The sequence below is a fragment of the Arthrobacter sp. 2RAF22 genome, assembly GCF_052115325.1.
In the GTDB taxonomy this organism is placed as follows: Bacteria; Actinomycetota; Actinomycetes; order Actinomycetales; family Micrococcaceae; genus Arthrobacter.
Genome location: NZ_JBFRGL010000001.1, coordinates 667,720 through 691,040 on the forward strand (window position 1 = coordinate 667,720; position 23,321 = coordinate 691,040).

Consider the following 23,321-nt stretch of genomic DNA (forward strand, 5'->3'; position numbering starts at 1 on the left):
TCGGCCGGGGCCGCTAGGCGCGGTCCGCGAGCCGATGGGCGCGGTGCGCGGCTAGCCGCTAGGCGCGGTCCGCGAGCCGTCAGGCGCGAGCCGCGTCCCCTAGCCGCGCGAGATCTCGATCATGTGCTCGCGCGGGACCACCTTGATGCGTTCGCGTACGACGCCGGCGTCCGGGTTTTCGGCGGTCCATGCGGCACCGAGGGCTAGTTCGTGCGCATCGAGCTTGTTCCAGCCTTCCCAGGTGGTGTACTCGATACCCCGCTCTTCCAGGAGGTTGATGATGGCCTGCGGGTCCGGGTTTTCGGCCGGGGGCAGGGTGAGGCGGTCCTCCAGGAGGCAGCCGATGGTTTCCAGTGCATCGCCCTTGGTGTGCCCGATCAAGCCGACGGGTCCGCGCTTGATCCAGCCAGTTGCGTAGATACCGGGCACCGGCTTGCCGTCGGCGTCCAGCACCCGTCCGCCGTCGTTGGGAATGACGCCGCGGCGGGCATCGTACTCAAGCTCGTCCAGCGGCGATCCGTGGTAGCCGATGGCGCGGTAGACCGCTTGGATCGGATAGTCCACGAACTCGCCGGTGCCCTTGACGTTGCCCGTGCCGTCCAGTTTCATGCGCTCGAACTTGATACTGGAGACTTTCCCGGAGCCGTCTTCGGAAACGATCTCCACCGGGCTGTGCAGGAAGTGCAGGTGCAGGCGGCGGGACGAGGGCTGCTCGGCTTCGGCATGTTCTTCGACGAGCCAATTGGTCAGCGTGTTGACCATGGTCTTGATCTGGTTGTTGCTGCGGATCGCCTCGTCCGAGGCTTCGTCAAACTCGAAATCTTCCGGGTACAGCACAATGTCCACGTCGTTGGAGTGCGAGAGTTCGCGCAGCTCCAGCGGAGTGAACTTGATCTGGGCGGGGCCACGGCGGCCGAAGACGTGCACATCCGTGACCGGGGAGGCCTTGAGGGCGGCATAGACGTTGTCCGGGATTTCGGTCACCAGGAGGTCGTCGGCGTGCTTGGAGAGCATGCGGGCCACGTCCAGCGCCACGTTGCCGTTGCCGATGACCGCCACTTCCTTGGCATCCAGCGGCCATTCGCGGGGCACGTCGGGGTGTCCGTCGTACCAGGAGACGAAGTCGGCGCCGCCGAAGGAGCCTTCCAGTTCGATTCCCGGGATGTTCAGGTCCGCGTCCTTGATGGCCCCCGTGGAGAAGATCACCGCGTCGTAGAACGAGCGGAAGTCGTGCAGCGTAAGGTCGCGGCCGTACGTCACGTTGCCGAGGAAGCGGATGTCTCCGCGGTCCAGGACCTTGTGAAGCGCGTTGACGATGCCCTTGATGCGGGGGTGGTCAGGGGCTACGCCATAGCGGATCAGGCCGTACGGCGCAGGGTATGCCTCGAAGAGGTCGATGCTGACCTCAACGTCGCCGTCCTTGACCTCGTTCGATTTGGTCAGGATATCCGCGGCGTACACGCCGGCCGGTCCTGCGCCGACGATGGCGACGCGCAACGGACGTTTTGAGGTGGTTTCGGCCGAGTTGGACACCGTGAACCCTTCTGAGACGGGAATCCGCCCCGCGTGGTGGGGCGCGCAGTTTCCAATTCTAGTTCTCAGTTGCGGCCGGAGTGTCAGTACGTGGCGCGAGGTGACACAACGGGGCGAGGAAACTCACAATAACTTTCCGGCCGTACGGTCAGGAATACCTCCGCAATATGTGATGTTCTTGACTTTGTGTCTACGCCCGAGCAAACCGCGCCCGCCCCGTCCGCCACCCCCGCTTCGAATGCTGCAACTGCAGCTTCCGCCGCTGCCACGGCGAAGAAGGAGACGACGGCGGGCGTCGTCTTCGGTATCGGGGCCTACGGTCTGTGGGGGCTGCTTCCGCTCTACTTCCTGGTGCTGCACCCCGCCGGAGCGGTGGAAATCGTCGCCAACCGGGTGGTGTGGTCGCTCATTTTCTGCGCCCTGCTCATCACCATCACCCGGACATGGCGCCTCCTCGGCAACGCCTTCAGGGACCGGGCGGTCCTTGGCCCGCTCGCCATCGCTGCCGGGCTCATCGCCATCAACTGGTTGACCTACACTTTCGGCGTTACCACCGGCCACGCGGTCGAAGCCTCGCTCGGCTATTTCATCAACCCGCTCGTGTCGGTCCTTCTTGGGGTGTTCGTCCTGAAGGAAAAGCTCCGCCCGCTCCAGTGGGCCGCCGTCGGGATCGGCTTCATCGCCGTCGGGGTCCTGACGGTCTCCTATGGCAAGCTGCCGTGGATCGCCCTGGTCCTGGCGTTCAGCTTTGGACTCTACGGATTCGTGAAGAAGCGCGTGGGGCCGAAGGTCAATGCCATCACGAGCCTCACGGTGGAGACTGTTGTCCTCGCTCCGATCGCCGGCGCCACCATGATTGTCCTCGGCCTCACGGGAGCCAGAACATTGGGAAGCAACGGCCCGGGCCATTTCTGGCTTTTGGCGGCTTCGGGCATCATCACGGCCGTGCCGCTCCTGTTCTTCGGTGCCTCCGCACGCCGACTGCCCATGACCACCATCGGCCTGCTGCAGTACTTCGCGCCGGTCCTCCAGTTCATCGTGGCCCTGGCCGTCTTCCACGAGGCCATGACGCCGGACCGCTGGGTGGGCTTCGGGATCGTGTGGCTGGCCCTGCTGCTCCTGACCCTCGACATGCTGCGCACGGCACGCAAGAACTCGGTCATCAGGAAAAGCGCACGCCTCAGCGCGGCCTAGTCCGCTTCCCTGCCTGGCGCCCATACCGGACATGCCCCTCGTTAAACGCCAAGGATGGACATAGTCAGGCTATGTCCATCCTTGGTGCGTAGAGGTGGGCATGTCCACCTGAAGGTTTGCGGCTAAGCGTTGGCCTTGATGGCCGCTGCCAGGACCTCAAGGCCGTCCAGGAGCAGTTCGTCGCTGATGACCAGCGGCGGCAGCAGACGGATCACGTTGCCGTAGGTACCGCAGGTCAGGATGATGACGCCTTCCTGGAGGCACGCCGCGGCAACGGCCTTGGTCAGTTCAGCGTTCGGCTCCTTGGAGCCGGCCTGGACCAATTCGATCGCCAGCATGGCACCGCGTCCACGGACGTCGCCGATGACCCCACCTGCAGAAGGATCAGCCGCGAGTTCGCGCAAGCGGCCGAGTGCGACTTCCTCGATGTGGCGGGCGCGGGCGTTGAGATCGTGCTGCTCCATGGTGCCGATGGCAGCAAGGGCTGCAGCACAAGCAACCGGGTTGCCGCCGTAGGTGCCGCCGAGGCCGCCCGGGTGGACGGCGTCGAGCAGGTCCGCGCGGCCGGTGATCGCGGACAGCGGGAGACCGCCGGCGATGCCCTTGGCCATGGTGATGATGTCCGGGACAACACCCTCATGGTTGACGGCGAACCATTCACCCGTGCGGCAGAAACCGGACTGGACCTCGTCGGCAATGAAGACGATGCCCTTTTCCTTGGCCCAGGCGGACAGTGCTGGCAGGAAGCCTTCAGCGGGAACGATGAAGCCGCCCTCGCCCTGGATCGGCTCGATGATGATCGCGGCAACCTGGTCGCCGCCGATCTGCTTCTCGATCATGGTGATGGCGCGCTTGGCGGCCTCCGCACCGGTGATCTCCGGGTTTTCCTCGCGGAACGGGTAGCTCATCGGCACGCGGTAGACCTCGGGCGCGAACGGTCCGAAGTTGGTCTTGTACGGCATGGCCTTGGCGGTGAGTGCCATGGTGAGGTTGGTGCGGCCGTGGTAGGCGTGGTCGAAGGCGACGACGGCGTCACGGCCGGTTGCCAGGCGTGCCACCTTGACGGCGTTCTCCACTGCCTCGGCGCCGGAGTTGAAGAGCACGGTGCGCTTCTCGTGGTCGCCCGGGGTAAGGCGGTTCAGCTGCTCGGCGACGGCGACATAGCCCTCGTACGGGGTAACCATGAAGCACGTGTGGGTGAAGTGCGCAGCAGCGTCCTGGACGGCGGCGACGACGGCGGGGTCCGAGGCGCCGACGCTCGTCACCGCGATGCCGGAGCCGAGGTCGATGAAGGAGTTGCCGTCGACGTCGCGGATGATGCCGCCGTCGGCGTCCTCAACGTAAACCGGCACGCCCGAGGACACGCCGGCGGCGACGACGGCCGCGCGGCGTTCGTTCAGGGCCTGGGACTTGGGGCCGGGGAAGGCGCCGTTGATGCTGCGCTTCTGGTTCAGGCGGTAGGTGATTTCATGTGCTGTTGCGGTCATGATGGTTCTTTCTTTCTTATGCTTGCCGTGTTTGGGCGTCGGGCGTTGCGCCTGAGTCAGGCATCTGAGTCATGCGTCCAGCGCACTCATCACGTGCTTGATGCGCGTGTAGTCCTCGACGCCGTACATGGACAGGTCCTTGCCATAGCCGGACTGCTTGAAGCCGCCGTGCGGCATCTCAGCGGTCAGCAGGATGTGCGTGTTGATCCAGACCGCGCCGAAGTCCAGGTCGCGGCTCATCCGCATGGCGGTGCCGTGGTCCGTGGTCCAGACGCTGGATGCCAGGGCGTATTCGACGTCGTTGGCCAGCTCGAGTGCCTCGGCCTCCGTGGTGAACTTCTGGACGGTGATGACGGGGCCGAAGGTTTCCTTCTGGACGACGTCGTCAGTCTGCTTGGCGCCGGTGATGATGGTCGGCTCGAAGAAGAAGCCCTTGTCACCCGCACGGTGGCCGCCGGTTTCGATCTTGCAGTTGGCCGGAAGGTGCTCCACCACCGAGTTCACGGCGTTGAAGTGGTTCACGTTGTTGAGCGGGCCGAAGTAGTTCTCGTCGTCGTTCTGCGAACCGGTGTGCAGCGTCTTGGTGTGCTCCACCATGGCGGCAACCATGTCGTCGTGGATGGAGTCCTCGATCAGCACACGGGTGATGGCCGTGCAGTCCTGGCCGGCGTTGAAGAAGGCGAATTCGGCGATGGCGGCTGCGCTCTTCTTGATATCGGCATCCTTGAAGACGATGGCCGGGGCCTTGCCGCCGAGCTCCAAGTGGGCACGCTTGAGGCCCTTGGCCGCTCCACTGGCTACGGCAATGCCGGCGCGGACGGAACCGGTGATCGAGACGAGGCCCGGGACCTTGTGCTCAACCATCATGGAGCCCGTGGCCCCGTTGCCGAGGACCACGTTGAGGACGCCGGCCGGGAAGATCTCCCCCGCAAGACGTGCCAGGACCAAGGTGGATTCCGGAGTGGTGTCGGAGGGCTTGAGGACAACGGTGTTGCCTGCTGCGAGGGCGGGGCCGATCTTCCAGATGCCCATGAGGAACGGGTAGTTCCACGGTGCAACCTGGGCCACGACGCCGATCGGTTCGCGGCGGACGTACGAGGTGTGGCCCTCGAAGTACTCGCCGGCGGACTTGCCTTCCATGATGCGCGCGGCGCCCGCGAAGAAGCGGAGCTGGTCTGCGCCCGCGGCAACTTCCTCGGACGCGATGAGGGCGCGGACCTGGCCGGTGTTGCGGTGCTGCGCCTCGACGAGCTCGTCGCTGTTGGCTTCGATGGCATCAGCGAGCTTGAGCAGCATGAGCTGGCGCTGGCCAGGCGTAACATGCTTCCAGGACTTGAAAGCTTCCTTCGCCGCGTTCATGGCAGCATCGACGTCGGCCGCGGTGGAGATAGGCGCGTGGGCGACAATCTCCCCGTTGGTGGGGTTCACGATGTCGAGCAGTTCGGTGCCTGCCGGCGTGACGAACTCGCCGTTGATGAAGTTCTGCAAGGTTTGGACCACGGTGTACAACCTCTTTCGGTGTCTAGGCATTGGTTGCAGCTGCTCCGAGCCTATGCCAGCACCCCCCGGCGCGGAATAGTCAGGTGCACACCCCGACTCCCCCGACTTAGTGCGAATGACCAGTGCGGGGATATCCTTTTTGGCATGGCAATGTCAATCGCCGCGCTCGTCGCCGTCCCCTCCCTTCGGCTCCGCAAAGCCGGCCTCGCGGAAACCACCTGGAACGAAGATATCCGCTGGGTGGCCGTGACCGAGCAGGAGGATCCCCAGCGCTTCCTCAACGGCGGCGAGTTGATCCTGACGACCGGGCTCCGGCTCAACGGGGCCGCTGAACAACGCCGCTTTGTGCGCCAGGTCCAGCGCGCGGGAGCAGTCGGCATCGGTTTCGGCACCGGGCTGACCCACGAAGCCGTGCCCCCCGCCCTCGTTGCGGAAGCGAACCGCTGGGGGCTGCCCCTCGTGGAAGTCCCGTACGAGACCCCGTTCATTGCCATCGGCAAACTCGTGGCCGATTCCCAATCCGCCGACCACTACTCCAAGCTGGAGCGCCTTATCGCCGGCCACCAGATCCTGGCCCGGGCCCTGCTGACCGGTGGCGGGCTCGGGGAATTGCTCAAGCAATTGGGCAGCATGCTCCGGTCCGACATCGCACTCACCCAGTTCAGCGCGCAGCTCTACAACAGCGTGGCCGGCAACCACGCGCCGACGGCCGACGACTGGGCATCCTTCCCCATCCCGACAGGCCGCCGCGACGCCTGCACCCTCTGGATCAAGCAACCCTTCGGCGACACCGGGATTGTCAGTTATGCGCAGAACCTGATCAGCGTGGAACTCAACAACATGGTCAAGCAGCGCCAGAGCCAGCGGGCCTTGGCGGGCCAGGTGCTGGACGATGTCATCCACGGAACCCTGGACACCGTCGAGGGCGCCCGCCGCCTGGCCGGCGTCGGAATCAACAGCACCCGCAAGAACGTGGTGCTCCTGGTGGTCTCCGCCGCCCACCACAAACAGCTCAGCAGCACATCGCTGCCGCAGTCGCTCGACGGCGGGGTGACCGCCGTCGTCGGGAAGGACCTGGTGACGGTAGTGCCCGACGACGGCAGTTCCGCGAGCGCGCTCGCCAAGGACCTCAGCGATCACCTGTTGGAAGCGGGAATCCACGCAGTGATCGGGATCGGCGGCGCGTACACCAAGCCGAACGGCGTGCGCTGGAGCTATTTCGAAGCGCGCGACGCCGTGGCGCACGGTTTACCGGTCAACGAACCTGAGCGGCTCAGCCTGACCTCTCTGTTGCTGGCGAGCGAGGACGTGCCGTTGGCGGACATGGCCAGCGAAGCGCTCACTCCCCTTCGCAAGTTCGACGCCACGCACGGCTCCGAGCTCGTCTCGACCCTTGAGAGCTACCTCAACCACAACGGCTCGGTGGCCGCCGTCGCCGAAGCCCTGACTTTGCACCGCAATACGGTGCGCTACCGCTTGGCGCAAATCACCGACCTCACCGGCTACGACCCCGCCCAGACGCCGGACCGCGTGCAGCTGTGGCTTGCCCTCGCGGTGCAGCGGCTGGGTGCCCGCAACCCGCGCTAAGGTCCCCTGCCGCCGTCGGCCAGCCCCGCCGCCGTCGGCCCAACTAGCTCGCATTTGTTGTCGTTTTCGGGGCTGAAAACGCCATTAAGTGCGAGTCAGTTGGGCTCCTGCGCAGCGTGGAGAGATTCACCACAAAACTTCCCAGATCAAACGTCAAACGTCTAACCTTTAAGCATGACCTCGACTCACCCGACTCCCCACGCAACGGAAGCAACAACTGTGCCCACCAGCGGCGGTACGGTGGCGCCGAAATCCCGGGTGGTCGCCGTCGTCGGGATCGTCGCCGTCATCCTGATCGGCCTGAACCTGCGCGCCGGCATCACCAGCGCGGCGGCGCTGTTCCACGATTTGCAGGCGTTCCTCGGCTACGGGGCGCTCGTCGCGTCGATTCTTCCGTCGATCCCCTTGCTGTGCTTCGCCGTGGCAGGGCTGGGAACCTCGTGGCTGTCGCGCCGGATCGGCGTCGAGAAGTCCATCCTCGTTGCGCTGGCCATGCTGGCCGCCGGACTCCTCGTCCGCAGCATCCCCGCGACCGGCGCCCTCCTCGCCGGGACCGTGCTGGCGATGTCCGGCCTGGCGGTGTGCAACGTGGCCATGCCGTCGTACATCCGCGAGCACTATGCAAGCAAGACGTCCATGATGACCGGCCTCTACACCTTCACGATGTCCGCAGGTGCCACCTTCGCGGCAGCGGTCAGCGTCCCCTTGGCCCAACAGCTGGGCTCGCCCTCGATGGGCCTGGCCGCATGGGGACTCCTTGGCGTCGCCGCACTTCTTGGCTTCCTCCCGATGGTCCTCCACACCCATCGCACTTCACGGAAGGCCAGCCAGGAGCACGTGTCGATGTGGCCCCTCCTGCGCACCCGGCTGGGATTCCTCATCACTTCCATCTTCACGTTGCAGGCCCTCCTGGCGTATGCCGTGATGAGCTGGTTTGCCTACATCCTGACGAGCCAAGGACTGAGCGCTTCCGAGAGCGGCCTCCAGTTCGGGCTCATGCAGCTGGTTTCGGTGGCAGCGGGCATGATCCTGCTGGCCATCGGCTCGCGGCCCGGCATGATGCGCCCCGCCCTGTACCTGGGTAGCGGGACCACCCTCCTGGCAATCCCCGCAATGCTGTTGCTCCCGACGTCGTTCGCCGCGGTTCCCGCCGTGATGTTCGGTTTCGGGCTGGGCATCTTCCCCCTGGTCCTGGTGATCATCAGCCGCAGCGGGCGTACGACGGCGGAGACCACCGCCATGTCCACCGTCGCCCAGTCCGTGGGGTACTTGATTGCGGCTTTGGGTCCGTTCGGCATGGGCCTGCTCCATAGCGCCACCGGTGCTTGGACGCTCCCCTTGGCGCTCCTTGCCGCGGTTGCCCTGGCCCTCATGGTCACCTGCCACCAGTTGACCAGCAAGCGGACGCCGATCAAGGCCGGGCCAAGGCCTGTCGCATGAGCCTCACACCTTCGCACCGGCCCGTCCTGGCCGATGAGGTCACCCGCCAGCTGCGCGGCATGATCCAGTCCGGGGAGTGGCCCCTGCAGGAGAAGATTCCGGCCGAGCCGGAACTCATGGCCTCGCTCGGAGTCTCGCGCGGGACGCTCCGCGAAGCCATCAAAGCTTTGGCGCACAGCGGCATGTTGGAGGTTCGCCGCGGCGACGGAACCTATGTCCGGGCCACCAGCGAGATCTCCGGCGCGGCCCAACGAATGTACAAGGAACACACGCAGGAGCACGTGGTCGAGGTCCGGGTGGGGCTGGACACCCAGGCCGCCCGACTGGCCACGAAGCACGCCACGGCCGAGGACATCGCCGCAATGCGCGCCCTCCTCCAAGTACGCCACGACGCATGGCTCGCGGCCGACTACCCCGCGTGGGCCCGGGCGGACTGGGATTTCCACGAACGGGTGGCCCTGGCTTCGGGCAACCCGCTGCTGCACCAGTTGTATGTGTCTTTCGGCGGGGTCTTCCACGACGACCTCCTGCGCCAACAGCGCAAGGCCGGCTTCAACGGCATCCCCCACGAGGGCCATGACGAGCTCGCCGACGCCATCGAGGCACGCGACGAGGCCGCCGCCGTCGCGAGCGTTTACCGCAACCTGGACTTCGCCGCGGAATGGCTCACGCACTGACCCTCGCTCACACATGGCTGGTTTTTCCCCGACGCTCGCTCACATCTATCGCGGTTTTGACGGACGCCCGCTCACATCATGTGAGCGGGCGTCTCTAGGAAACACCCCAAAGGTGAGCGGGGGTTTCACGAAAAGCCGTCATAGCTGAGCGAGCGTCCGCAGTGGCCCGGGCATCTAGGCCGGAGCGGCGCTCACCAGCTCGACGCCGGCATGAGCCGCCTCGCGGAAGAGTGCGTCGATGAGCACTACGCTGCGGCCGGCACGATGCAGCAGGCTTGCGGCGACGCTGGCCCGGTAGCCGGAAGTGCAATGCACCCAGATCCTTGAGTCCGGCAGTTCGTCCAGCCGAAGCAAAAGCTCGTGCAGCGGAACATTCACGGCCCCGAGCACATGGGAGGCGGAAAATTCCTCGGTTCGGCGCACGTCCAGAACTGTTTCACCGGAAGCCCGGTCCCGCTCCAGCCCCGCCCAGTCGGTGATCGGATATTGCACCAAAGCAGTGGCTGGTGCAAGAGCCCCAGGATCGTCGCCGACAGCTGCATCCGGGGAGTCGATTCCGATCCTCGCGAGGTCGCGGATTGCCTTTTCGACGTCGTCATGGGCACCTAGCAGGGTCAGCGGCTGGTTCCACGGCAGGACCCAACCGAGGTAGCTCGTGAAGCTCGAGCCTGTCCCGTATTCAAAGGCCACACTGCCGCGCAGGTGGCTCGCGGCGAATGCGACCCGGTTGCGCAGGTCCACCACCCATTCCCCTGCCTCGAGCCTGCGCTCCAGTTCCGCGGACTCCACCGATTCCGGGACTTCCAGCAACGCGGGCCCCGGGCCTAAGGCGTTGAGCGGGCTCATGTGCGCGTAGTAGCTCGGGTAGGCCGTGATATTCGCCAGGAGGTGCCGGACAAAATGGTCTTCGTCCGGGTCGGTGAGCGCATGGTTGGTGGCGGCCTGCTCTCCGATTGTCGATGCGGCGATCCTGCTCGCGGGACCGATGGAGCAGAACGAACCGAAGCCATGGGTGGGATACAGGATCGCGTCGGTTGCTGCCTCAGCCACGAGCCGCCGGACCGAGGCGTATTGGTCATGCGCCAGCCCGGCGGTGTCATCCGGGCCAATCAAATCGGTCCGGCCCACCGAACCGTACAGCAGGCTGCCACCGGAGAACACCGCTTGCCGGACGCCCGCCCCTGGATCGGGGTCCGAAACAATATAGGCCAGATGCGTGTGCGTATGGCCTGGCGTGGCCACCGGTTTGACGGAAAGCCTACCTACAGCGAACGCCTGCCCCGGAACAATCGGTTCATGTTGGAAAGCCACCTTGTCCGCGGCATTCACCAAGTAGCGGGCGTCGTGATCACGGGCAAGGATGAGGCCACCCGTGAGGTAGTCGTTGTGGAGGTGGGTCTCAGCGACATGCGTGATGGCCACTCCCGCAGCACGAGCTGCTGTTTCGACGCGGTCGGTATCGCGCTGGGGGTCGATCACGAGCGCCACAGTGCCGTCATGAACGAGGTAGCTGCGGTCCCCCAGTGGGGTCGTTTCGACGACGACGACGTCCATGCGGAGAGTCTAACCCCGATAAAGAACAACGCGGGGTCACTTAACGCCCATTCCGATGCCCCGGATGGGCGCTAAGTGACCCCGCGTTGCTTGGGCCCCAGTTGTAGAACTAGACCTGTGCAGCCACGCCGTCGCGGGAAATGTCCACCATGTCCTCACGCGGCACAACCTTGATGCGTTCGCGCTTGACCTCGACGCCGTGCGACGTGCCGGCCTCGGAAGCGGCGGCACCCAACGCGAGCTCGTGGGCGTCGAGGGCCAGCCAACCTTCCCAGCTGGTGAACTTTACGCCGCGCGCGTCCAGGAGCTCGACGACGGCGTCCGCCTCGGGAACGGCGGCCAGCGGCAGGTTTTCGCGGTCTTCCAAGAGGTACGTGACCGTCTCCAGTGCGTCACCCTTGGTGTGGCCAATGAGCCCGATGGGTCCACGCTTGATCCATCCCGTTGCGTACAAGCCCGGAACGTGCTCGCCGGAAGCGTCCAGGACACGGCCGCCGTCGTTCGCAACGACCCCGCGGCGGTGGTCGAACTCGACGTCCGGCAGCGCGGAACCGAAGTAGCCGATGGCGCGGTATACGGCCTGGACCGGGTAGTCGACGATCTCGCCGGTACCGCGCGCGTTGCCGGTTCCGTCCAGTTCGGTGCGCTCGAACTTGATCGCGGCTACCTTGCCGGGAGTCTCCGCGGAGTCCACGATCTCCACCGGGCTGTGCAGGAAGTGCAGGTGCAGCCGGCGGGAGGCCTTGAGCTCGGAAAGGTCCTCGGGCTGCTCGGCGATCCAGTTGGTGAGGGTGCCTACCATGGTCTTGGTCTGGTTGTTCGTCTGGATCTGGCGGTCAGACTCGTCGTCGAACTCGAAGTCCTCGGCGTAGAGGATGATGTCCACGTCCTTGGAGTGGGACAATTCGCGGAGCTCCAGCGGGGTGAACTTCACCTGTGCCGGACCGCGACGGCCGAAGACGTGGACATCGGTGACCGGGGAAGCCTTGAGGCCGGCATAGACGTTGTCCGGAATTTCGGTGACCAGGAGGTCGTCGGCGTGCTTGGAGAGGACACGGGCCACGTCCAGTGCGACGTTGCCGTTGCCGAGCACGGCCACGGATGTGGCCTCAAGCGGCCATTCGCGGGAAACGTCGGGGTGGCCGTCATACCAGGAGACGAAGTCGGCGCCGCCGAAGGAACCTTCCAGCTCGATGCCCGGGATGTTCAGGTCCGCGTCCTTGATGGCGCCGGTGGCGAAGATGACGGCGTCGTAGTGCGTGCGCAGGTCTTCGATGGAGATGTCAGTGCCGTAGTCGACGTTGCCGAAGAAGCGGATGTCGCCGCGGTCCAGGACCTTGTGCAGGGCGTTCACGATGCCCTTGATGCGGGGGTGGTCCGGGGCAACGCCATAGCGGATCAGGCCGTAGGGGGCCGGGTAGCGGTCGAAGAGGTCGATGCTGACCGTCAGCTCGCCGCTCTTGACGGCCTCGCTCTTGGTCAGGATGTCAGCTGCGTAGACGCCGGCCGGGCCGGAGCCGACGACGGCGACGCGCAGCGGACGTGCGGCGGTTCCTACGGTGGTGCTAGATGACACGGCTGTGTTCCTTTTCAGTGTGCAACGGGGCTAAGGGGTAACGACGCGGGGCTTGTTGGGGGTCAGGGTGCTGTAGTCAGCGGTCTTGAAATGTTCGGGGGCAAACGGGCTGACACGCACCACATCGCCGATCACAATCACTGCGGGATTTGCGACGCCGGCGGCCTCGGCTTGATCGGCAATCGTCGCCAAAGTGCCGATCGTGACGCGCTGTTCGGGCATGTAGCCGTTCTCTACGATACCTACCGGCGTGTCCAAGGGCATTCCGGAGTCCGCGAGGGCAGCGGCGGATTCGCGGAGTTTGGCTACACCCATGAGCAGGATCACGGTGTGGTCGGGGCGGGCCGGGACCTCGGACAGTTCCTCGTGGCCGGTCACCACGCTGAAACCCTTTGCGAGTCCACGGTGCGTCACGGGAATGCCCGCTGCGGCCGGCACTGAGATCGCCGAGGTCACACCGGGAACCACTTCTACCTCGACGCCGTTCTGCCGGCAGAATTCGGCTTCCTCGCCGCCGCGGCCCAGGACGTAGGGGTCGCCGCCTTTGAGCCGCACCACACAGTGGCCGGCCAGGGCTTCCTTCACCAGGATCCGGTTGATCTCCAGTTGCGGCACGGGGTGGTGGCCGGGGGTCTTGCCGACCTCGATCACGCGGACGTCCGGAGCAAGTTCCTGCAGCAAGTCGCGCGGTCCGAGGCGGTCCGCGACGACGACGTCGGCCTGGCCCAGGAGGCGACGACCGCGGACAGTGATAAGTCCCGAGTCACCGGGACCGCCACCCACGAGCGCGACGCTTCCGGTGGACGCACGACGACGGCGGAGCGGGAGGTCTCCCGTTTCCAGCGCGGTGGCAACTGCGTCGCGCAGGGCCATGGCGCGGCGAGGGTCTCCCCCGGCGTTGATGGCGATCTTCACGTCGTCGACGACGGCGACGGCGGGCGTCCAGGCTGCCGAGGATTCGTGGTCCGAGGCGTTGACGCACCAGATGCGCTGCGCCTCGGCGTCGGCTGCTACCTGGGCGTCCACAGCGGGAACGCCGGTGGCCGTCTGGACGAACCAGACGCCGTCGACGTCGGAGGAAAGGTAAGTGCGCGGCTCCCAGGTGAGCAGGCCGGAGGCTGCGAGTTCGCGGAGCGCGTCAGAGGCAACGGGAGCCACCACGGTCACCCGGGCGCCGGCGTCGAGCAGTCCCTTGGCGCGTCGGGCAGCCACGGGTCCGCCGCCCACCACCAGCACCGGGCGGCCAAGCAGCCGCAGGGCTGTGGGGTAGATGTCCTGTATTGCCATGAAAAAACTGTAGGGCCGGGCCGTAACATGCTTCAAAGGTCCGGAAACACCAGTTCACGCTAGGTAACCCGGCGTCACATTACGCCTGCGGGGTGGGTGCCTCCCAGCCGATCGCGGGAGCGACGTATTTGGCGATGTTGCCCAGCAGCTTGGCGTTGTATTCCACCCCGAGCTGGTTGGGTACCGTGACGAGCACCGTGTCAGCAGCCTGGACTGCGGCGTCCTGCGCCAGATCCTCGGCCAAGGCATCGGGCGCGCCGACGTAGCTCTTGCCGAACCGCGACAACGCACCGTCGAGCATGCCCACTTGGTCCCGGTTTTCCACCTGGGCGCGGAGCCCGAAATAGTGTTCGTCCTCGGCGTCGACCACGGGAATGATGCTGCGGCTGACCGAGACCCGCGGCTCAAAACCGTGTCCGGCTGCGGCCCAGGCCTCCCGGAACATGCTGATCTGTTCGGCCTGGAGCTGGTCGAAGGGAACCCCGGTGTCCTCGGTGAGCAACGTGGAACTCATGAGGTTCATGCCTTGTTCCGCGGCCCACACGGCGGTTTTGCGGGTGCCGGCGCCCCACCAGATGCGTCGCGGCAGCCCGGACGACGTCGGCTGGATCGGCAGGAGCCCGCGTCCGCCGCCCATGAAGGAGGGATCGGCTTCGGCCACTCCGTGGCCCGCGATCGCGTGCCGGAATACGGCGGTGTGGCGGCGGGCCATCGCGGAGTCGTCCTCACCCTCGGCAGGCGCATAGCCAAAGTACCGGGCGCCGTGCAGGGCCGGCTCGGGCGAACCACGGCTGATGCCCAATTGGAGCCTGCCTTGGCTGATGAGGTCCGTGGCCGCGGCTTCTTCTGCCATGTACAGCGGGTTTTCGTAGCGCATGTCGATCACGCCCGTGCCCATCTCGATCCGGCTGGTTCGGGCCGCGATGGCCGCCAACAAGGGGAACGGCGAGGCCTGCTGGCGCGCGAAGTGGTGCACCCGGAAGAAGGCGCCGTTGATGCCGAGTTCCTCCGCCGCAACCGCTAGGTCGATTCCTTGGAGCAAGGCGTCGCCGGCCGATGGAGTGCGCGAGCCTTGGACTGGACCCCAATGGCCGAAGGAAAGAAAACCGATTCGTTTCATGCCCGCGTCAACCACGGGACAAGCCGGGGAATTCCTTAGCGCGTGTTAGCGCGTGCTCCCCGTGAGTTAGCGCGTGCTGCCCGCGAGCAGGCCGCGGCGCAGCAGGAGGCGGCGCTCAATCGGCGCGAACACGACAAGCTCGATCAGGATGCCCACAAACAGGATCGCCAGGATCGCGGACATGACCGTGGCCATATCGGACAAGGTGCGGCCCTGGTCCAGGAGCGAACCGAGTCCGAAGCCGATGGTGCCGCCCACCGCGATGATTTCGGCGGCCATGAGTGAACGCCAGGAGAAAGCCCAGCCCTGCTTGAGGCCGCCGAGGTAGCCCGGAAGGGCCGCCGGCAGGACGATCTGCAGGGCCATCTGTAGTCGCGAGGCCCCGAGGACCTTGCCGACGCTCCGGTATTGCGGCGGGATCTGGTCCACGCCGGAAATCAGCCCGTTGATGATGGACGGGATGGCACCCATCAGGACGACGAAGTACACGGTGCCGTCCGAGAGCCCGAACCAAATGATTGCCGCTGGAACCCACGCCACCGACGGGAGGACCTGGAGCCCTGAAATGAGGGGCCCAAAGGCGCGGCGCAGCGGCTGCACCTGTGCGAGGAGCAGGCCCACCGGGGTGGCGACGGCGACGCTGATGAGGAAGCCGATCACGCCGCGCTGAAGGGAGGTCCAGACGGCTTCCTGGGCTTTGCCTTCGGCCCAGAGGGAACCGAACTGGCTCAGGACGTCGAGCGGTCCGGGAACCTGGTCGCGGCGCTTGAAACCGAGGGAGACATAGAACTGCCACGCCAGGATGAGGACCAGAAGTGCCGCAATCGGGAGGATGATCCGGGTCCAGTCGATGCGCGCCTTGCGGTGGGCATCCGACTGCAGCTTGTCCAGTCCGGCCTCGAGGTCACGGAGTTCGTCCGGGTTTCCTTTCAGGGACGGCGAGGTGATGTGGCGGGACTGTGGAGCTTGCTCGGCGGTGTCTCCTTCGGCAAGCCGGGTCTCTTGTTCAATTGGCATGGCGGCGGATCTCCTCGCGCAGGCGGCGGGTAATGGTTCCAGTCAGTTCCCCGGCACGGCCGGCGTCGGTCCGGTGTTCCTCAGTGACGTTCCACTCGGCCACGACCCGCCCCGGACGGGAGGACAGCAGCAGGACCCGCTGGCCGAGCCTGACGGCTTCGCGCACGTTGTGCGTCACGAACACGATGGTGCGGCCCGTTTCCTTCCAGATCCGCTCAAGCTCATCGTGCAGAAGGTCGCGCGTGATGGCGTCGAGGGCAGCGAACGGTTCGTCCATGAGCAACAACTGCCGGTCCTGGGCCAAGGCGCGGGCGAGTGCGACGCGTTGCCGCATGCCGCCGGAGAGTTCGTGCGGGCGTTTGTCCCCCGCGCCACCCAAATGGACGAGGTCCAACAGCTCGCCTGCGCGGGCAGCACGCGACGCCTTGCTCTGGCTGCCGGACTTGTCGGCGAGCTTCAGCGCGAGTTCGATGTTGCCGCGAGCAGTGAGCCACGGGAACAGCGCCGAATCCTGGAACATGAAGGCGGCGCCGTCGCTGGGCACCTCCAAAGCGCCCGACGTCGGCTGGTCCAGCCCCGCGAGGATGTTCAGCAGGGTGGATTTGCCGCAGCCGGACGCACCGAGCAGGGCGACGAACTCGCCTTGCTGGATGGTGGCGTTGACGTCGTCCAGCACCGGGGCGCCGTCGCCGAAGCGTTTACCCAGGTGTTCCAGTACGACTGGCATGGTCCCGTCCTTCGTTCGTTGCTTGTTGTTTCCCAACTAGCTCGCAGTTGTTGTCGTTATGAGCCGTCAAAACGACAACTAATGCGAGTCAGTTGGGCCGGTCGGTTCAGTCTTGGCCCAGTCCTGCGGCCGAGGTCTTCTGCCCGGTCACGCTGTTGAGGGCGCGGAGGTCGAAGATGCCGTTGATGTCGGCCGGCTTGGTGATGCCGGCGTCGACGCCGTCCTGGAGGAGTTTCTTGTAGGTCCCGGCGAGCGGGTCCACGGTGAAGGTGATGTTCTTCAGGGAGCGGTCGATGACGTCGGCCGGCAGCGTGCTGCCCGCGGTCGCCTTCAGCGCGGCGTTGATCGCGGTGGCCTTGTCGGCCGCCGAAGCGCTGTTGAGCCAGTTGACGGAGGCTTCGTGGCCCTGGAGCAATGCGGTCACGGTCTGCGGGTGTTCGGCGGCGAACTTCTTGCTGACGATCAGGATCGTGGTGGGGAACTGGCCCTTATCCCAGAGGTCCTTCTCATCCACCAGGACCTTGCCGCCGGCCTGGAGCACCAGACGCGAGGCCCACGGCTCAGGCAACCACGCGCCGTCGAGCTTTCCGTCTTGGAAGAGCTTGAGGGTCTGGGCGTTGTCCGTCGGGTTGATGGCGACGTCGCCGCCGCCGTTCGGGTTGGTCTTCAGGCCCTGCTTGCCCAGCCAGGCGCGCAGTGCCACGTCCTGGGTGCCGCCGAGCTGCGGGGAGGCCAGGGTCTTGCCCTTGAGGTCCGCGGCAGCGTTGATGCCTGGCTTGACTACCAGCTGCGCGCCGCCGGAGGCTGCGCCCGCGATGATGCTGATGGACGCGCCCTTGCTCTGGACGAAGGAGTTGATGGCCGGGTTCGGGCCAAGGTAGGCGGCGTCGATCGCGCCGGCGTTCAGGGCCTCAACCGCGGCGGGCCCTGCGTTGAAGATCTGGGTGGTGAGCTTGGTGCTGCCCAGCTTGCCGGCGATGATGCCCTTGCTCACGCCGACGAGTGCGGGGGCGTGGGTGACGTTGCCGAAGTAGCCCAGCTTGAGTTCCGCGGCGGGCGTCGTTGCAGCCGCGGCCTGGGTTTCGTTGTTCTTCGCGACAACCGATGCGACGGCGGCGCCGGCACCGATCAGCAGGACGAGCCCGACGGCGATGCCGATCTCGAGCGTGCGGCGGCGCTTGGGTTTGCTGGTTTCGCCGGCGACGATGCGCGTGGTTCCCGGGTTCGAGCCGGGCGGCGTGGGTTCTGGGGTGTTTGACATGGGGAAATCCTTGGGATGCGTTGCGGAAGGGGCAGAGCGTGTATCAGGCCCTGCGACATCGCCCCGAACGGGCGGGCAAGGACCAATCCGATGAGGTCATGGATTCACCATAGGGACTGTCATATTTGCCGTTCAACGACCCGGAAACCCGGGGTCACGCACGTTCATGCGGCGTCACAATTCGGCTCGCCCCAATGCAAAAAACCGCAGCTTGTTTCCCACCCCAAGCCTTGAAGGCCGGGTTTGGGAAACAAGCTGCGGTTCCGGTCATCGAGAACGTCAGATGACGTAACGTTCGTCCTCATGGTCGCCCGGGTGGTCCTTCACCAAGCCGGCCGCGAGCGTGTTGCCGTCCACGGGATCGATCACCAGAAACGCGCCCGTGCGGCGGTGGTGCAGGTAGTTCTCCAACGGCAACGGCGCGGCCAGGCGAAGCTGGGCGTTGCCGATGTCGTTCAGCTCAAGGCTGGAGGCAGCCTCGACGTTGAACGTGGCCAGGTCCAGCTTGCCCGTCACATTGCGGACCAACGCCTGGACGGTGCGGGTCCCGTGCTTCACGAGCACCTTGGCACCTTCGCGCAACGGCTTCGGCGAAAGCCAGCACAGCGCGGCGTACAGGTCGGCCGAGCTCTCGCGCACCGTCCCTGCTGCGGCAATGGTGTCACCGCGGGCGATGTCGATTTCATCGGCCAGGCGGATCGCCACGGATTGCGGAGCAGTAGCCTCGGCCAATTCGCTGCCGGCGAAGTCGATCCCGGTCACGGTGGTGATCCTGGGCTCGTGGCCCGGGCTCAGGACAGTGACCTTGTCGCCAAGCTTCACGGTCCCCTCCGTGATCTGGCCGGCGTAGGCGCGGTAGTCGCGGTACGCCTCGACGTCGAGCCCTGCGGCGACGGCGTCGGGAGCCAGCGCGCCCTGCGGGCGGATGACCAGCTGGACCGGGAAGCGGAAGCTCTCCAAGTGGCTTTCGAGCTCATCGGCGGCCGGAAGGGTTTCCAGGACTTCGAGCAGGGCCGGGCCGCTGTACCAGGGGGTGCGGTCCGAGCGGTCCACGACGTTGTCGCCGTCGAGCGCCGATACCGGGATGACCGCGACGTCGGCAATCCCATCGCTGCCCAAGCCAAGCTCGCGGGCAACCTTCTGCACGTCCGTCTCGATCTCGCGGAAGACCGACTCGCTGAAGTCCACGAGGTCGATCTTGTTCACGGCGACGATTACGTGCGCCACGCGCAGCAACTGCAGCACCGACAAGTGGCGGCGGGTCTGCTCCAGGACTCCCTTGCGGGCGTCAATGAGTACGACGACGGCATCCGCAGTGGATGCGCCCGTCACCGTGTTCTTGGTGTACTGAACGTGGCCGGGGCAGTCCGCGAGGATGAAGCTGCGGCGGTCCGTGGCGAAGTAGCGGTAGGCGACATCGATGGTGATGCCCTGTTCCCGTTCGGCGCGAAGGCCGTCGGTCAGGAGGGCAAGGTCGATGGCCTGGCTGCCGGTGGCGCCGGCTCCGCCGAAGCCACGGTCGGCAGAGGTGCGGGCGACGGCGTCGAGCTGGTCCGCGAGGATCGCCTTGGAATCGTGCAGCAGGCGGCCCACCAGGGTGGACTTGCCGTCGTCGACGGATCCAGCGGTGGCGAAACGGAACAGCGTTGATTCGCGCAGGCCGGTCTCCAGGAGTGCGGTTTCGGTGCTCATTAGAAGTAGCCGTCCTTCTTGCGGTCTTCCATGGCTGCCTCGGAGATGCGGTCATCTGCACGGGTGGCGCCACGTTCGGTGAGTGTGGATGCGGCAACTTCAACGACGACGTCGGCAACCGTGCGGGCGTCGGAAACGACCGCGCCGGTGCAGGACATGTCGCCCACAGTGCGGTAGCGGACGAGCTTGGTGACGACTTCCTCGTGCGGAAGCGGCATGGAAACCTCGCCGACTGCGCGCCACATACCGTCGCGTTCGTAGACCTCGCGCTCGTGGGCGTAATAAAGGCCGGGCAGCTCAATGCCTTCGCGCTCGATGTAGCGCCACACGTCCAGCTCGGTCCAGTTGCTGATGGGGAACGCCCGGACGTGCTGGCCCACGGTGTGGCGGCCGTTGTACAGGTTCCACAGTTCGGGGCGCTGGTTGCGGGGATCCCACTGGCCGAACTCGTCGCGCAGGCTCAGGATGCGCTCCTTGGCACGGGCCTTGTCCTCGTCGCGACGTCCGCCGCCGAAAACGGCGTCGAACTTGTTGCGCTGGATGGCGTCCAGGAGCGGCACGGTCTGCAACGGGTTGCGGGTACCATCGGCACGCTCGGCGAGCTCGCCACGGTCGATGAACTCCTGGACGGAACCCACCACGAGCTTGAGGCCCAGACGCTCCACCGTGCGGTCGCGGAAGTCGATGACCTCGGGGAAGTTATGGCCGGTGTCCACGTGCAGCACGGGGAACGGAACCTTGCCAGGCCAGAACGCCTTGGTGGCCAGGTGCAGCATGACCACGGAATCCTTGCCACCGGAGAACAGCAGCGCAGGCTTCTCGAACTCGGCAACAACCTCGCGGATGATATGGATGGCCTCGGACTCGAGGGTGTCCAGGCTGGACAGGCGTGCTCGGGGTTCGACGCCGACTGCCGCCCCCGCCCCTTCGCCGCGCGGCTGATCTTCGATCAGCCCAGCGCGCGGCTCCGACAGGCCCGATGCCACTCCCTGGGCGGCAGTCGGCGTCTCAGCAGCGTCGGTTTCCAGCACAGACAGCTCCAGGTCCTCGTTGGTGATTTGGGTACTCATACGTGTAGTCCGCATTCTGTCTTGTCGGTTCCTGCCCAGCGGCCGGAGCGGGGGTCCGCTCCCGGGGCCACTTTGCGGGTGCAGGGCTGGCATCCGATGGACGGGTAGCCCTGGCTCAAGAGGGGGTTGACGGGAAGGATGTTGTCTTCGGAGTACTGGACCAACTGGTCAAAGCTCCAGTCGGCCATCGGGTTGACCTTGACCAATCCGTTGGCCTCGTCCCAGGTGATCAGCGGGGTGTTGGTCCGGGTGGGTGCCTCGTCGCGGCGGACTCCGGTGAACCAGACTTCGTAGCCGGCGAGGGTCCGGCGCAGCGGCTGGACCTTGCGGAGCGCGCAGCACTGGGCGGCGTCACGGGCAAACAGGTCCTTGCCGAGGAGGCGGTCCTGCTGCTCCACGGTGTTCTCGGGGAGCACGTCCACGATGTTCACGCGCAGGTTAGCGGCGACTTCGTCCCGCGTGGCGTGGGTTTCCGGGAAGTGGTAACCGGTCTCCAGGAACAGGACGTCGACGCCGGGAAACTGGTCCGCGACCAGGGCCGGCAGCACGGCGTCGGCCATGGAGCAGGCCACGGCGACGGCGGGCAGTTCGAAGTTGCGGGCAACCCAGGCGATGACGTCGCGGGCGGGCGCGTTCCAGCCGAGCTCGGCGGCACCGGATTCGGCGAGGGCCTTGAGTTCGTCGTGGGAGCGCTGGCAGGGCCCACGGCCACCGGGGTCCCCGGCCGAGCTTGCGAGGTTGGGGAGTGGCTGGGGATTGGTCACTGGAGATCTCCTTCATCTGCGGAGTGCGCCCATTCGGCGAAGGTCTGGCCTTCGGCGCGGTCGGCCACGAACTTCCGGACTACCCGCTCTACGTAATCGGGCAGGTCCTCGACGTAAACCTTAAGACCGCGCACGGTGCGTCCGAGGCCTGCTTCTTCGCGGTTGGAGGAAGCCAGCCCGCCGCCCAGGTGAACCTGGAAGCCCGGGGTGGGGTCGCCGTCGGGCGTTGGCAGCATCATGCCCTTGAGCCCGATGTCCGCGGTCTGGATGCGGGCGCAGGAATTGGGGCAGCCGTTGATGTGCAGGGACAGGGCCTGCGGCAGCTGACCGCTGTCCGCGAGGTCGGCCAGGCGGCGTTCCAGTTCGGCGACCGCGGTGGCTGCCGTGACCTTGGTTTCCACGATGGCGAGCTTGCAGAATTCGATGCCGGTGCAGGCGATGGTGCCGCGGCGGAACACGGACGGGCGGGCGGAGAGGCCGAGGGTGTCCAGTTCGGCGACGAGCGGTTCCACCTGCTCCTTGGCGACGTCCAGCACAACGATCTTCTGGTGCGGCGTGGTGCGCAGTCGGAAGGAGCCGCGGGCTTCGAGGGTGTCCGCGAGCTTCACGAGCTGGCTGCCCGAGAGACGACCGGCCAAGGGTGTGGCTCCGATGAAGAACTTGCCGTCCTTCTGCTCGTGGATGCCGACGTGGTCGCCCGGGGTCGAGGGCTTGGGCGCCGCGGGGCCGTCGGAAAGCTTGAAGCCGAGGTATTCGTCCTCAAGGATCTGGCGGAACTTTTCGGGACCCCAGTCGGCCATGAGGAACTTCAGGCGTGCCTTGGTGCGCATGCGGCGGTAACCGTAGTCGCGGAAGATGCTGGTGACGCCGAGCCACACTTCGGCGGCTTGCTCAGGCTTCACGAACGCGCCGAGGCGCTTGGCGAGCATCGGGTTGGTGGACAGCGCGCCGCCTACCCAGAGGTCATAGCCGACGCCGAGTTCGGGGTGGACCATGCCGACCAGGCCGAAGTCGTTGATCTCGTGGACCACGTCCTGCGAGGGGTGGCCGGTAATGGCGGTCTTGTATTTGCGCGGCAGGTTGGCGAGCTCGGGGTCGCCGATGAAGCGCTCCGCGAGTTCGTGGATCAGCGGCGTAGGATCGATGATCTCGTCCTTGGCGATGCCGGCAACCGGGGAGCCCAGGATGACACGCGGCACGTCGCCGCAAGCCTCGGTGGTGGACAGGCCGACGGATTCGAGGCGGCGCCAGATTTCCGGAACGTCCTCCACCCGGATCCAGTGCAGCTGGATGTTCTGGCGGTCCGTCAGGTCGGCGCTGCCGCGGGCGAAGTCCACGGAGATCTGGCCGATGACGCGCAGTTGCTCGGTGGTGAGTGCGCCGCCGTCGATCCTCACGCGGAGCATGAAGTACTTGTCCTCGAGCTCGTGCGGCTCGAGCGTGGCGGTCTTGCCGCCGTCGATCCCGGGCTTGCGCTGGGTGTAGAGGCCCCACCAGCGGAAACGGCCGTGGAGGTCCGTGCCGTCGATCGAGTCGAAGCCGTGCTTGGAGTAGACAGACTCGATACGCTCGCGGACGTTGAGCCCGTTGTCTTCCTGCTTCCAGGTTTCGTTGGCGTTGAGCGGCGCGGTGCCGTCAACCTTCCACTGGCCATGGGGTTTAGCGGCAGGACGGGCGGTGCGGGCCGGGCGCTTGGGTGCAGCCTCGTCCGCAGACGCTCCGGCTAGAGCTGTATCAGTCATGCATCGACTGTAGGGCTGGCCAGAGAGGCGTAACAAAGGTCCGGGAAACGGAAAGTCACCTAGGGAAACATTTCGTCACGAACCGCCGTCGGG

Annotated in this window: 18 protein-coding genes; 4 read left to right on the forward strand and 14 right to left on the reverse strand. The window is 66.0% G+C overall.

The window, feature by feature from the left end; genetic code table 11:
- Positions 1-99: 99 nt before the first annotated feature.
- The gene (locus AB4068_RS03095) at positions 100-1,533 is read right to left on the reverse strand and encodes an FAD-dependent oxidoreductase (RefSeq protein WP_441432625.1); all 1,434 of its coding nucleotides are present in this window, start codon (positions 1,531-1,533) and stop codon (positions 100-102) included.
- A gap of 186 nt (positions 1,534-1,719) precedes the next feature.
- On the opposite strand from AB4068_RS03095, the gene rarD reads away from it, so the two are divergent.
- The gene (gene rarD, locus AB4068_RS03100) at positions 1,720-2,727 is read left to right on the forward strand and encodes an EamA family transporter RarD (RefSeq protein ID WP_441432626.1); all 1,008 of its coding nucleotides are present in this window, start codon (positions 1,720-1,722) and stop codon (positions 2,725-2,727) included.
- Between the two features lie 122 nt (positions 2,728-2,849).
- Here the strand turns inward: rarD and gabT are convergent, their stop codons facing one another.
- The gene (gene gabT / locus AB4068_RS03105) at positions 2,850-4,214 is read right to left on the reverse strand and encodes a 4-aminobutyrate--2-oxoglutarate transaminase (protein ID WP_441432627.1); all 1,365 of its coding nucleotides are present in this window, start codon (positions 4,212-4,214) and stop codon (positions 2,850-2,852) included.
- A gap of 69 nt (positions 4,215-4,283) precedes the next feature.
- Positions 4,284-5,714 carry a gamma-aminobutyraldehyde dehydrogenase gene (locus AB4068_RS03110; RefSeq protein ID WP_059387244.1) on the reverse strand — a complete coding sequence of 477 codons (1,431 nt, stop codon included), beginning with the start codon at positions 5,712-5,714 and terminating at the stop codon, positions 4,284-4,286.
- Between the two features lie 144 nt (positions 5,715-5,858).
- On the opposite strand from AB4068_RS03110, the gene AB4068_RS03115 reads away from it, so the two are divergent.
- The 3 genes from AB4068_RS03115 to AB4068_RS03125 all read left to right on the forward strand — a co-directional run bounded on the left by AB4068_RS03115 (position 5,859) and on the right by AB4068_RS03125 (position 9,418).
- A complete protein-coding gene (locus AB4068_RS03115) occupies positions 5,859-7,301 on the forward strand; it encodes a PucR family transcriptional regulator (RefSeq protein WP_441432628.1) in 1,443 nt (480 codons plus the stop codon).
- Between the two features lie 174 nt (positions 7,302-7,475).
- The gene (locus AB4068_RS03120; protein WP_306959038.1) at positions 7,476-8,741 is read left to right on the forward strand and encodes an MFS transporter; all 1,266 of its coding nucleotides are present in this window, start codon (positions 7,476-7,478) and stop codon (positions 8,739-8,741) included.
- Entirely contained in the window at positions 8,738-9,418 is a 681-nt protein-coding gene (locus tag AB4068_RS03125) for a FadR/GntR family transcriptional regulator (RefSeq protein WP_307052450.1), read from the forward strand. The genes AB4068_RS03120 and AB4068_RS03125 overlap by 4 nt, the downstream gene beginning before the upstream one ends.
- Positions 9,419-9,592: 174 nt before the next feature.
- On the opposite strand, the gene AB4068_RS03130 is transcribed toward AB4068_RS03125, so the two are convergent.
- From AB4068_RS03130 to AB4068_RS03180, 11 genes are all read right to left on the reverse strand, one after another.
- Positions 9,593-10,972, reverse strand: coding sequence for an MBL fold metallo-hydrolase (locus AB4068_RS03130; protein ID WP_441432629.1), 1,380 nt, complete (start codon positions 10,970-10,972; stop codon positions 9,593-9,595).
- 109 nt (positions 10,973-11,081) lie between these two features.
- Positions 11,082-12,548 carry an FAD-dependent oxidoreductase gene (locus AB4068_RS03135; protein WP_332602756.1) on the reverse strand — a complete coding sequence of 489 codons (1,467 nt, stop codon included), beginning with the start codon at positions 12,546-12,548 and terminating at the stop codon, positions 11,082-11,084.
- Between the two features lie 30 nt (positions 12,549-12,578).
- A complete protein-coding gene (gene cobA, locus AB4068_RS03140; RefSeq protein WP_441432630.1) occupies positions 12,579-13,835 on the reverse strand; it encodes a uroporphyrinogen-III C-methyltransferase in 1,257 nt (418 codons plus the stop codon).
- A gap of 79 nt (positions 13,836-13,914) precedes the next feature.
- The gene (locus AB4068_RS03145) at positions 13,915-14,955 is read right to left on the reverse strand and encodes an LLM class flavin-dependent oxidoreductase (protein ID WP_441432631.1); all 1,041 of its coding nucleotides are present in this window, start codon (positions 14,953-14,955) and stop codon (positions 13,915-13,917) included.
- 66 nt (positions 14,956-15,021) lie between these two features.
- Entirely contained in the window at positions 15,022-15,972 is a 951-nt protein-coding gene (locus AB4068_RS03150; RefSeq protein ID WP_084784265.1) for an ABC transporter permease, read from the reverse strand.
- Positions 15,962-16,699, reverse strand: a complete 738-nt coding sequence (locus AB4068_RS03155) for an ABC transporter ATP-binding protein (protein ID WP_307053605.1) — start codon at positions 16,697-16,699, stop codon at positions 15,962-15,964. Before AB4068_RS03155 ends, AB4068_RS03150 begins: the two co-directional genes overlap by 11 nt.
- 106 nt (positions 16,700-16,805) lie before the next feature.
- On the reverse strand, positions 16,806-17,960 hold the full coding sequence (locus AB4068_RS03160) for an ABC transporter substrate-binding protein (protein WP_307053606.1): 1,155 nt from the start codon (positions 17,958-17,960) through the stop codon (positions 16,806-16,808).
- A 279-nt stretch (positions 17,961-18,239) separates the two neighbouring features.
- The gene (locus tag AB4068_RS03165) at positions 18,240-19,652 is read right to left on the reverse strand and encodes a sulfate adenylyltransferase subunit 1 (protein ID WP_284990959.1); all 1,413 of its coding nucleotides are present in this window, start codon (positions 19,650-19,652) and stop codon (positions 18,240-18,242) included.
- Positions 19,652-20,722, reverse strand: a complete 1,071-nt coding sequence (cysD, locus tag AB4068_RS03170) for a sulfate adenylyltransferase subunit CysD (protein WP_441432632.1) — start codon at positions 20,720-20,722, stop codon at positions 19,652-19,654. Before cysD ends, AB4068_RS03165 begins: the two co-directional genes overlap by 1 nt.
- Entirely contained in the window at positions 20,719-21,486 is a 768-nt protein-coding gene (locus tag AB4068_RS03175; RefSeq protein ID WP_307053607.1) for a phosphoadenylyl-sulfate reductase, read from the reverse strand. The genes cysD and AB4068_RS03175 overlap by 4 nt, the downstream gene beginning before the upstream one ends.
- The gene (locus AB4068_RS03180; RefSeq protein ID WP_284990956.1) at positions 21,483-23,228 is read right to left on the reverse strand and encodes a nitrite/sulfite reductase; all 1,746 of its coding nucleotides are present in this window, start codon (positions 23,226-23,228) and stop codon (positions 21,483-21,485) included. Before AB4068_RS03180 ends, AB4068_RS03175 begins: the two co-directional genes overlap by 4 nt.
- Positions 23,229-23,321: the final 93 nt, after the last annotated feature.